A 12,551-nucleotide genomic window follows, 5' to 3' on the forward strand; every position below is an offset into this window, starting at 1 on the left:
GATACTTTGAAAAGTTAATTCTACAAATCAAAATACCAATTAAATAGATCCGTTCTAATTCCTAGATTAAACCAAACTGTATTACTATTCATTGTGCTGAGAGTTTGGGCTTCCGGGTTAAAATCTCTAAAAGTAACATCTGTAAAAATCTTTAGATTAGTCGCTGGATTTATAACATAACCTGCTTGTAAGTTAAAGAAGAAGGTGTTTGTTTTATTTCCTTGCCCAACTACTATCCCGGTATCATAAGGTCTTTCATTATAGTTTCTATAAATATCTTCTCCATAACTATAGTTATCTGTACCATCATTAAAGTCAAAACCTCGAGTACCAAAAACCATTTTTGCATTTCCAAACCAGCGTTTATAGTGATAACGACCAATTAAAACAAACTCACTAAAATTAGCGCCCCACAAATGTGCCATAGACTGATTGCTATGTCCATAATTTAATACCACTGTGTTGTGCGAATAGGTATAAGGTCTAACCCGGTTGTATTCTGTTTGTAACAGTAAGTTTTTTACTTTGAAAGCATCGTAATATTTAAACCCTAATTGATATCCAAATTTATTCTTCCAACTTTTTTCTCCTCCTGTTATATGACTTAATGAAAATTCGTCTAAAATAAACTGACCGTAGACATTCATATTATCGTTTATCTTAAACTTCCCAGACATTCCAAGAAGCGCATTTCCGGCACCTTGACCGGTTTCAAATTCAATAGCTCTAAAAAAGATAATGGGATTTAAATAGTTTATATCAAACCCTCTATTATTAGCATTATTCCAGATTACCGATTCAAAAAGTCCAATATTTAATCTTTTGGAGACATTCCAACTTAAAAAATGAGTAGCCATATATTTTGGCATATAAGCACCATCTACTTTTACTTCTGGTCTTACATCTCTTAACCACATCCAGGTACTAGTATATTTTATTTTCCAAAAAGTGGCGTTTAATTTTAAAAACGGATGTGGTGTAGCCACATCGCTAATAAACAAAGAGCGATATCCATCTCCAATAAAGTTTTTCCCATGCCCGAACTGAAGGTTTAAAAACTTAAATGGCGTATAAGATAAATATGCTTCGGCTACAGGGTAATCGTAACCTCCGTCTTTAAAAGCTTTTGCTATTCCACGCCCAGGAATTATAGCTGCTTCATCTGCTGCTTTTATAGATTCGGCATATTCATTATAATATTGTGCAAAACGTCCTTGACTTTCAAAAAATGAAGTATAAAAACTAAATTTGTCACCAAAACCACCTTGAATATTAATTCCTCTGGTGTTATTGTAGGTGTTCGAGAAATCGGCTTCGGTGTCTTTACCAACTTCAAAATCGAAAATAGGATCAATAGTAAACCAATAATCCTTCCCTTCCACTCTAACTAATCTTTCATTCCAGAGTTTTCTTCCAGCAAATGTGTGACTGGTTCTTGCTAATGTGTCAATTTCCGCTTGAAAATCGTAATAAGGTGATACATCTTCATACATATAAGGTTTAGATGCTGTATGACTATTTGTTCCTACCAAATTAATGCTTCTATCAAATTTGGCATAATTACTATGTGTAAACGGAATATTTAATTGACTGTTATATTCTTTATTGGAAAACGGCACCAATTTGGTGTTTACACTATCATATTCCTTTTTGGCAGCATTTTCCAACTCAGATAGTTCTTTATCGTAATCAGGAGCTTCATCTTTGGCCAAGTCTTTAGTTGCAACAGCTTGATCTAACAAAGGTATTTTTATTTCTATGGAATATTGTTTAAAAGTTGGTTTTCCGTTGTAAGTACCAGGCTGAATTTTTGGGAAATCTCCAAAAACTCGTTTAGCTTCATTTTTAAGAGCTTGATACGTAGCATCTACATAAATAACACGAAAAACTCCTTCTTTATCAACTTCAAAGAGGACCACTACATCACCTTTATAATTCTCATCGATAACGTCTTGAGGAACTTGATAATTATTAAAGACAAGATTAAAAACTTGATTATCAAAACACTTTTGTAAAAGTTCTACATTCACATTTTCACATTCAGAAAAAACAGGAGGTTTTTCATATAAAAACTTGTTTTGAGCGTAACTATATATTTGAAAAAACAGAAAAACAAGTACGAAGAACTTCTTCATATTCATAGGTGGGATTATTTTGCGTTGAAAGATACTATTTTTTTAATAATGTAAAAGCGAAAAAAACCGTTAACAAAGATGCTAACAGCTTTTAGTATTAAAAATATTTAAACTTTAATTTATAATGTGAAATTTTATAGGCAATCCATAAAGTACTTCTACATTTTTATCTTTTTGTTTTGCAGGAGTCATCTGTGGTAGCTTCTCTAAAACCCTTTCCGATTCCTTGTCTAATTGAATATGCTTAGAACTTGTTTTAATATTGGTTATATGTCCGGTTGCATCAATTTTAAAAGTGACATAAATTTTTTGATCGCCTACCAATCCTAAATCACCAGCAATATTTGTGTTGAATTTTTTCTGAATATGTCTAGCAATTTTTTCAGACATACATTCTCTTCTTGCTTCATTAGATGTCGCCTCTTCACAGCCTGGAAAAATTGGAACCTGTTCTACAGCCATGATATTCATTAACGGAACATCTTCGGGTACGTTAGTTACATTTATTGACCCTGGATCTAAAGGTGGTTCACTAATTGTTGGTTCTGTAACAACATCAGGTGTTTCAAAGACTACATCGTCGTCGCTGATTGTAGGATTATTAAAAACCACTGGCTGCTTTTTCTTTTTCTCAACCTTGGCTGGCTCTTCATAAATTCTAATGGGCACATTATATGCATACAGTTCGTCTACTGGCAGTTCGGGTAAGCTTGGAATAGTAACTTCTGACGATTGAAAGGAAGTTTCTAATAAAAAATAACTAATAAGCAAACACACAATTAAACCCACCTGAAAGTAAACTGTTGAATTTAATTTAAGATTTGCATCGTGCTTTTGAGACTTTAATGGTTTTTGCTTATTTTCCTGAACAACATCGGGATGTTTCTTTGAGATTTTCATAATAATTAAGTTTAAATGTTAATATTATGTCAAAATATCAATAAACGTACCAAAAAGAAAAATCCCGTTAATTCCGAAGGATACGGAATGTTAACGGGATTTTTATATAGTTAAAACTATTAGTTTTAGTCTTGTACTTGGAATTTAATAGGTAAGTAGTATGGAACTCTCACTGCTTTACCACGTTGTTTTCCAGGTTTCATTTTAGGCAATAAGCTTACTACACGAATAGCTTCTTTTTCTAATCTTGGGTGTGGTGCTCTTGCTTTAATATCTACAATTTCACCAGTTTTATCAATTTTAAAGAATACGCTAATTTTCTGAATACCACTTAAGCCTAATTCTCCAGCTAAATCTGTATTAAACTTTCTTGCAATAAACTTGCTCATCTGCTCGTTCATACAAGCTTTTTTATCTTCGTTATTTCCTTTTTCACAACCAGGAAACACAGGAACGTTTTCAATTACTGCAAAAGGAACTTCAATATCTTCTTCAACTTCTTCTACAAACACTTCTTCTACCTCAACAATTTCTTCTTCTTGACTTGTTTCAGTCGATTCGATAACTGTTTCTTCCACTTCCACTTCATCTTCTACAACTTCAATTACTTCTGGAGCAGCAGGTGGTGGTGGCGGTGGTGGTGGTGTTTGTAATTGTTCTGTAATTGGAATTTCTTCATCCATTTCCTCATCCAAATTCAACATTCCAATGTCTATAGCTTCCTTATCATAAGTCTTGTAATTAATAGCTGTATATGTTACAAATAACATTAACGCCAATCCGACTGCGAAGAAAAGCGAGCTATTTCGACCTACATTTGATTTAGGATTTTTCTTTTGTTCCATGATTTTTAATTTTCCTGAATGCTAAAATAACCATTTATTTGGCAATAATGCAAACGATTATTATTTTTTAACGTCTAATTTGATTTTACTATTCAATATAACAGCAGCAAATAAAACACCTAGAACGTTTGCTACAATATCTAACAAATCGAAACTTCTAGATGTGGTTGCTAACCATTGTAGGACCTCAATAATTATACCAAAAACAATTGCAATTACAACCGTTCTATAAATACCTTTTATTTTATCGTACTTAAATCTGAAATAAAAAGCATTAAACCAAAGCAAAGTAAATAATGCATAAGCCATAAAATGAAAAATTTTATCGCTATAAGACGGAACTATATCTTCTACTGATTCTAAGTCAAGTCTAACTAAACTTACCACTAGAAGTGCTATGGCATAAGAAATGGCAATTAATAAGGCTCTTTTTTTAAGCACCAATCAATTCCTTATAGGCATCTGCCGACATTAAATCTTCTACTTGTGATAAGTCTGAACATTTAACTTTAATCATCCAACCTTCTTCGTAGGGATCGCTATTTACTTTTTCTGGTTCGTCTTCAAGTGTTTCATTAAACTCAATAATTTCTCCAGAAAGCGGTAAAATTAAATCTGAAACTGTTTTCACAGCTTCAACAGTACCAAAAATTTCATCGGCTTCAAGAGTCTCGTCTAAAGTTTCAACTTCGACATATACGATATCTCCTAGCTCGCTCTGTGCAAAATCTGTGATTCCAATAGTGGCTACATCGCCATCCATTTTTACCCATTCATGATCTTTGGTGTACTTCAAATTTGATGGAATATTCATTTCTAAGTGTATTTGTTTTCGCAAATGTATTTATTCAATTGGTAATATCAAATAGATTTAACTAATTCCCGAAATTATATCTTAAAGTTATCCCAGAACGAATGGTTGTTTGTGGATATGCCGTGGAAATAGCATATTCAGAAAACATATAATCGAAATAAAAGATTCCAGTTAAGTTTTTACTAAAAGAATAATCGGCTGTAAGTTTTCCAGACCAAACTGTTTGCCCAGATGTAATTTGATTATTTAATACGTCTAAATATCTAATAATAGTTTCGTTTCGTCTATAAGATAAATCTGCTTTGAAATTTAAATCGCTCACAATTCGTTTAGTTGGACCGGCCAATTTCGATTTTATCCTAACATCTTTAATTCTATAACCCAAACCAATAATATACTCATTCCCTTGAATTTCTGTCATTAGGTTATTATCAAAACTTAAAGAAAGCAATCTGTCTTTTTTAATTTCAGCAAGTATTTTCACCGAATTCTTCATTTCCATATCAATACGCACTAACGGACTAAACATCTCGGTTAAGTTAATATTGCTATAAAGGGTTTCGCTTTTAAAGTTTCCTCCTTGGTCTAAAGCTTCAGGCTCTAACGGATCGTAATCTAAATTAGATCTGAATTGGTTAATAGTATAAGAAGCGCGATAACCATGAAGTAAAGAAAAACGTTTAAAGCGCTGCTTAAACCATTTCAGGTTCATTAATCCTGTATATTTTATATCCCAATTTGGAACAGGAAAACTTTTTATAGCAGAAAGCGAAATACCTCCGGCGTCTTTTCCTGAGTAAGCAGACAGGAATGATGGCAATAATACAGATTGACTGTTTTTACCAAACCCAACAGGATAACCTTCTGCATCTACCGGGAAACTGGAGGTTCCGTAATGAGATTCTGCCAATCTATTAGCTATTTGTAGTCTATTACTTCTAAAATCGTCGAATGAAGCCGACTGAGTTTCGTCACTTTTACGAAAAGCTGTACTAATAAGAACAGTAGAAATACTATAGTTACCAAAAGAATTTGGCGTTAAAGACTCGTATTCCAAACCATTACCATAATCGTTAATTCTATAATTTTCTGTATAGTTTTCTGAAAGAATTCTATTCCCTACTAAGTCAATTTTAAAATCTTTAAACGGCTCTAAATTGGCTGAGTAATCTAATTGTTTTGTTTTTACTGCTGTGTACTGTTCGTTAAAGTCTGGATATAAGGTTAACCATCCGTTTTTGGCCGCTAGATGTCTCACATCGCTCTGACTACCAAAAGTAAAGCCAACTGTAGGCTTAAAGGTTCCTATAAAACCAGGAGTTCTTAAATATCCTGGCAAATATGTTCCATTAATTTCAGAATAATTTAACTGAGCTCTTTTTAAACTTGTAATAATATCTATTCCCACATTAGCCAATTTCTGACCACCGTTTTTAGCCTTAGCAGGCTTAGCCTTATTGTCTTTATCATTGTCTGAAACCGCTCCTGGCCTAGTGGATGGCGGAGCAGATCTTCTTACAGTTTTCTTTTTAAGCCCTAAATAATTATAGAACTTATTCATGTTTAAAGTGGTATTAATATTATGCCTATTCGCATTAGAAACTGTATTTCCTAAGTCGTAAGTCTGCCCATCTACATCTAGGTTTCCAAATAAATCTGATCCTTTTTGCCATTGGAAATCGCCACTATAAGAATACGTAGCATCTACAAAACTAAAGGTTGGAATTTTATTTAGAGGAATATCATAATTAACTGTAAGTTGCTGGAACTGTCTATTTGGATCTCCAAAATCGAAAAAGCCATCCCAAACATCTAAGCTTGGATCTTGCTCGCCATTGATAATATTATCTTTAAAATAGTTTCTTACAATATTATTATTTGAAGCCGTTAAGTTTACTTGAAGCGATTTAGATAAGTTGTAATTAATTGTGTATTGATAATCGAAAGTATAGTTTCTTCTATAAAATTCGTCCAAACCAATATTATTACCGGTTAACTCTATTTCTCTAAATTTTTGCTGATTAAACTGACGATTAATATTGGTGTTAACCGTGAAGTTTGAAGGCAAAGGGCTAAAGTTAAAATCTTTAAGCAGTTTCCAATATTCTCCGGTAAATAAAGAGTCTTTTTTCTTAAATGGTTCTATAGAAACAGGCATAAAATTATACGCATAATTAACTCCTGCCCTTACAGTTTGGTCTATAGAATTTTCAATTTCAAAATCTCTGTGCTTTATTTTATTATAGGAATAATTAAACGTTAAATTTTCTACATCGTAAAAACGAGGTTTAGACTCGTTAGTTTTAATTTTTCTAACCCCAATAAAGTTAATACTTCTACGTTTTGTGAAATTTTGTGATTGTTCTAAAATTTCATCTTTCTCATCGTTTGAAGTTGCAGCATCTAATCTAGATTCTAAGGTTAAATCTTTATAGTACTGATCGTATTTAGGAGTAATCATTTCTTCACCTTGACCATAATTAAATGGAAGTTGAATTCCCCATCTTTGAGGAAGTAATTGACCAATATTTACATTGGTAACCACGTCATATTGCTCTACATCTTCTCTACTTCTTTGGTTTGGACCTTGTTCTATTGATCCAAATCCTGAAGTGCTTTTTCTTCCTGTAGCACTTACATTTGCAAAATCTGCAAAATTGGTATCCATTGTAACAACAGCTGCCCATCCACCTTCGTTATCCATATCAGACAAACGTAACTCGTTAAACCACAATTCACCACATTTATCGATTCCAGACGAGTTTTTAACCCCCACCATCAAGGTTCTAATATCTCCAAAGTTAGGATTCCCAATAATACCAACACGTTCTTGTCCTAATACATAAGGCGAATATTCTGGAACGGGGTTTTCGCTTAAAGCGTCGTCAATAACATCGTAGAACGTTGGTGTAGGATTAGCCAGAGTTCCGTTGCTAATACCTTTAGATTTTATATCTTGAAGTAAGTCTAGCGCTAAATTAATTTCATTTTCTGTTGGCCACAGCAACTCTCTAGTGGTACCTTCGCTTACTTTTAATGGCACTTCTATTTGATAGTAGTTTTGGGTTAAGTCGTTACCCATTCTAATAAAACCTACTAAATCTTCATCGTTTAAACCAGGAATTTCACCTTCTTGGGCATGTATAAACATTCTTAGACGTTTATACTGACGCATATCTACATTAATATTTTTATAAACAGCTCTAGCATCGTGAGATTCTAAATCGCATACGTTTAAAACCAACGATTGTTCATTTTGACGAATAACTGTGTTATTATTATAAAATTCTTCAGGTTCTACTCCTGGAGGAGAGATGTAAATTCCATCGTTTTCTATGGTTCCAATAACGCCCACAGAAAATTCTGTAGCGTCTAAAGCCGGATCTCCCATATCTTCGTCTAAAGTTAGATTATATCTTCTCCAATCACTTCGTACTAAATCTAAGGTACCAAACCTAAAAACTGTTTTTTCTGAAAATTCCTTTAAATACATTCTTGAAAAACGAATTGATCTCAAATCTGATATACCTCCAATAGCATTTGTATAATCTGAAACTGGCACTCTAAATTGTATCCATCTTGGCGTAACCGTTTGTCCGTTAGGCAATGTTCTAACTTGATCTTGCTTAATATCAACAATATATGGGTTGTTAATATTTAAGCTACTTGGAGTCAAGTTTAATTCGTATTCGTAATAACTATCTATAGTATTCATAGTATTATCACGATTAATATCTTCTACATCTGGTTGCGTTGTAGAACCTCTATTTGTATCTGAAAACTCGTCTGGAGAATTCCCTTCCACTCCATTATAATACTTGTAACGATCAAAAATATCTCCTTCTGTATTTAAAAAATATTTATAGTTGTCGTTTGAAGGATCGTCTAAGGATGCAAAATCTGGAAAAGCTATTCTTTCTTCGGCATCGTTATACCCATCGTAACCCACATCTTGATTAGCACGTTCTTGTCCTGTAGTATCAAAGGCATAAATTAAAGATTGATTTTGAGGATAAACTGTTCCCCACGAGTCTGAAACTGGTAATACTCCAATAACATTTCCATCTGCAGGAAGGCCGTTTTCGTATAATTTTCTTCCATCTTTTACAACGTCTTCAGAGATATTTCCTAAGTTAAAAATTAACTTTCCACCAGGATTGGCGGTGTTATCTTGAAATGGATCTTGTAACCAAAACTCAATATATTCTACGTTCGCTTGTTCAAAATCTGTAGAAGTTAAGGCTCTGGTAATTCCTGCCCAGCTACTTTGCGGATCTAATAACGTGTTACTATTAATATCTACATCTGTAGTTTGGAAGTTATATGGTCCTCTTTCTTCTGGGTAGTAAGCTAAATCTAAGGTATTAACTACTGTTGTTTGTCCTTGTGCTACATCTTGGTTTGGAAATAATTCTTGAATAAATACGCGACTGGTGTATAGGTCTGAAATATCGTCGTCTGTAATACCATTCGGGCTTCTACTTCCATAAAATATGGGATCGATATTGTACCAGTTTAACATGGCTCTATTATAACCTTGTTCTATGCCATTAACATTATCGTTATTTCCATTAATACCATGAGGCCTACTCGATAAGAACCATGATTGAGGAGATTTTAAATCGATTGAATTCTGCGAACCTTCAAAATCGTCCACATAAGAAGTGGCCTCCCCGTTGAACTCGGTTCCTTTAGGCGAACCTGGAGTTAAATAAGCAAATTCTCCTCTAACTGAAAGATTAGATGGCACATCTGTATCTATATTTGGTAATTTGTTAACCAATCTGGTAAAAAATGGGACTTCGGTAGAATAGTTTCCATTAAATCCAAAGATATGATTATTAATAGGCTCTTGATTGTAGCTAGCTTTTTGGGTGATTGGTCTTTCATTTAAATGAAGCCATGTAGCACCAATAACAAAGTTTTCGTTAAATTGATGATCGACATTAAACCCAGTAAAACGTTTGGTTTGTTGTCCGAAAACAGCATTGTTTTCTGTGGTAACTTGAATTGGAGTATTAGATGCTTTTAAAGCTTCGTCCAAAATCTGAACCGTACCTTGCATATAATTTACGGTATAGTCAATACCTTCTACTAACATTCTACCTCCGGCAGTTACTTTTACAGAACCTCTGGGCACGTTAAAGGCTCCAATAGGAATACCATCTCCTCCCGAGGATTTATAGCGTCCTTTAATTTTAAATTTATTTTTATCCGATGCTTCTAAGGCAGCTGTTTTAGTTTTCTTATAGAGAACATCGTACACGTATTTAGCCTGGTTATCGTTATATGTTAAGTCGTTATTATAATCCTCTCCTCCAAGTGCAAGTTTATCAAACAGGTATTTTCCAAAAGGTTCAGCTTTTGTAAATATTATTTTTCCATTTTCTGGAATAACTGTTATTCCCGGAACAAAATCGAAAAATCCATCTCCATTTTTTTGTGGATCTCCATTAAAGTTTAACCTATCTAAATTAAACAAGTTTAATAATGTTGTGTTTTCAATTAAATCTTCAGGAGGTGTGCTTGATGTTATTGGGTTTCCATTAATATCAACTCCAAAAGAACCTCCTCCAACTGGAGAAATAAAGTTTAATGGGGATGCTTCGTTATAAAAAATATTTAATTTAAAATCTTCCTGACTTAATTGATAGGCTCCAGTATTATAGATGTTTTTCATCATTAAGTCCCAAATTGGCTGATTGACATTTGTAATGGGACTTTTTAATAATTTCAGAATTAAAGTATTGTTAGTTACTGTAGTAATACCACTTGGATCTGTTTCAACTCCTGTAGCATCTAATCCGTCGTTTGCAAACTCACCTACTTGATACACGTTACCTCCAACGGTATATTGAAAGGCAACTGCTAAAACCTCATCGTTATTTAATCTTTGGTTTAACGAGATATATCCAAGTTGCTGGTTTAAGTTGTACTCCTGACCTTCTTGTAGTTTTCTAGCATTTTCAAGCTTTGCATAATCTGAACCTTCACTAACTGAAGCTGACAAGGTTCCAAAACCTTGCTGAGCAGTAGCAATATCTCTAATTTGCTGAGTAAGAACAGAACCCGCTCCTATTTTTGTTGGATCATAGTCGTTGTTTCCATTATTTGGAAACGCATTAGGTCCTACATTTATAAATCCAGGAGGAACTGGTTGTAATAGAATATTGTTAGCATCTGGGTTTGGGTTTGCTTCTCCTAAATCCTGTAATGCCACAATATTTCTAACATTTTCTGTATTGTTATTTCTATTGGTTATCCAAACTTCAATTCTGGTAATTTGTACATTTGAATTGATAAATGGATAGTTTTCTAAGCTTTTATCATAATTATCTCTAAAATAGTGCGATAAGAAATAATGTCTGTTTTCATCGTAGTCTCTTGCAAAAAAGTCGAATTCTTCTATAGTACCTCCACCTTGTGCAACTACGGTTTTAGAATCTGATTTTTGTTCAGAAAACACTCCGGTAATAGTTGTTTTACCAAACTGTAATTGGGCTTTTACACCAAATAAACTTTGTGCTCCGGTAATTAAGGAACTATTTAAAGGCATACTTACGTTACCTACTTCTATTTTCTGAATAATATCATCTTCAGTTGGAGTATATTCTAATTTTATAAGATTTTGAAAGTCGAAGGTAGATTCTGTATCGTAGTTGGCTGTAACTTGTAATCTGGTTCCTACCTTCCCCAATAAACTTAAACTAATACGTTGGTCAAAATCGAACGTAAAATTGCTTCTATTCTGTGGTGAAAAAGTAGGGTTATCCTGCTTGGTAAACAACACACCTAAATCCATTTCTACAGATCCTTGAGGGACTACATTTATCGTGTTTCCTCCAAAAATAGTTTCAAAAAGCCCCGATCTGACGTAAAACTCAGGAAGCAAATTTTTCTGTCCTTCTTCAGAACCTTCTTTTTTACCTTCAAAAGCATCAATTTTCTCTTTGTAATAAGCTTTTAGATTTTCCTCTAAAACCAATTGCCTAAATTCTTCGGGAGTTAAAATTATAGGGTATTTAATATTAAAATTCCCAACCGTTTCGGTGTAAATATATCTATCCGTTAATGGGTCGTAGGTGTATTTCGACTCGATACTCGACGGATTAGGCATGGTTATATTCCCCATAGAATACCCCGTACTAGTAGAATCTTGAGGCATTGGAGTAACCTGAGAGAACGAATAAAAACTAAAAAGCAGCAAGGTACTTAATAGTATGTTTTGTTTAGTTATTTTTAAATACTTTCTATTGGTTGCACTCAAACTTTTATAGATTTTTTAAGGCCTGTTTTATAATAGCTTCTACACTAACATCTGGTTGGCTAGAAACTATTTTTTCAACCACACGTTCCGATTGTTTTTTATTAAATCCTAAAACCTCTAAAGCAGATAACGCTTCATCTTTGTTGGTATTGCTTTTCTGAGTCGAAAGTTCGTCAATATCATAAACTTTCAAAATTTTATCTTTTAAATCCAAGATTACTCGTTGAGCTGTTTTAGCCCCAATTCCTTTAATAGATTGAATTAATGCGGCATCTCCAACAGCAATACCTTCTCTTACTTGTTTAGGCGTTAAAGAAGACAACATGGTTCTAGCAGTACTTGCTCCAACACCACTAACCGAAATTAACAGTCTAAATATTTCTCTTTCAGCTAAAGATGAAAACCCAAACAAGGTATGAGAGTCTTCCTTTACTTGAAGGTGAGTAAATAATTTGATATTTTCTTGATCTGGTATATGAGAAAATGTATGTAAAGAAATGTTTAACAAGTAACCAATGCCATTACAATCTATAACAACATCGGTTGCGTTTTTCTCCACAAGTTTTCCTTGAATATGTGTAATCATTAAC

General features: G+C 33.5%; 7 protein-coding genes. All 7 read right to left on the minus strand.

What is annotated here, in order from left to right; all coding sequences use genetic code 11:
* Positions 1 to 20 precede the first annotated feature (20 nt).
* On the minus strand, positions 21 to 2,135 hold the full coding sequence (gene remB / locus OS188_RS02350) for a gliding motility outer membrane protein RemB (RefSeq protein WP_524499586.1): 2,115 nt from the start codon (positions 2,133 to 2,135) through the stop codon (positions 21 to 23).
* A 114-nt stretch (positions 2,136 to 2,249) separates the two neighbouring features.
* A complete protein-coding gene (locus OS188_RS02355; protein WP_267147210.1) occupies positions 2,250 to 3,035 on the minus strand; it encodes an energy transducer TonB in 786 nt (261 codons plus the stop codon).
* Positions 3,036 to 3,160: 125 nt separating this feature from the next.
* On the minus strand, positions 3,161 to 3,880 hold the full coding sequence (locus OS188_RS02360) for an energy transducer TonB (protein ID WP_267147211.1): 720 nt from the start codon (positions 3,878 to 3,880) through the stop codon (positions 3,161 to 3,163).
* 60 nt (positions 3,881 to 3,940) lie between these two features.
* Positions 3,941 to 4,321: a VanZ family protein gene (locus tag OS188_RS02365; protein ID WP_267147212.1), complete on the minus strand. Its 381-nt coding sequence runs from the start codon at positions 4,319 to 4,321 to the stop codon at positions 3,941 to 3,943.
* Positions 4,314 to 4,694 carry a glycine cleavage system protein GcvH gene (gcvH, locus tag OS188_RS02370; protein ID WP_267147213.1) on the minus strand — a complete coding sequence of 127 codons (381 nt, stop codon included), beginning with the start codon at positions 4,692 to 4,694 and terminating at the stop codon, positions 4,314 to 4,316. Before gcvH ends, OS188_RS02365 begins: the two co-directional genes overlap by 8 nt.
* Positions 4,695 to 4,755: 61 nt before the next feature.
* Positions 4,756 to 11,961 carry a T9SS outer membrane translocon Sov/SprA gene (gene sov / locus OS188_RS02375; protein WP_267147214.1) on the minus strand — a complete coding sequence of 2,402 codons (7,206 nt, stop codon included), beginning with the start codon at positions 11,959 to 11,961 and terminating at the stop codon, positions 4,756 to 4,758.
* 4 nt (positions 11,962 to 11,965) lie between these two features.
* A complete protein-coding gene (gene ruvA, locus OS188_RS02380) occupies positions 11,966 to 12,547 on the minus strand; it encodes a Holliday junction branch migration protein RuvA (protein WP_267147215.1) in 582 nt (193 codons plus the stop codon).
* Positions 12,548 to 12,551 lie beyond the last annotated feature (4 nt).

Origin of the sequence: Xanthomarina sp. F1114 (genome assembly GCF_026410255.1) — a bacterium.
Lineage (GTDB): Bacteria > Bacteroidota > Bacteroidia > Flavobacteriales > Flavobacteriaceae > Xanthomarina.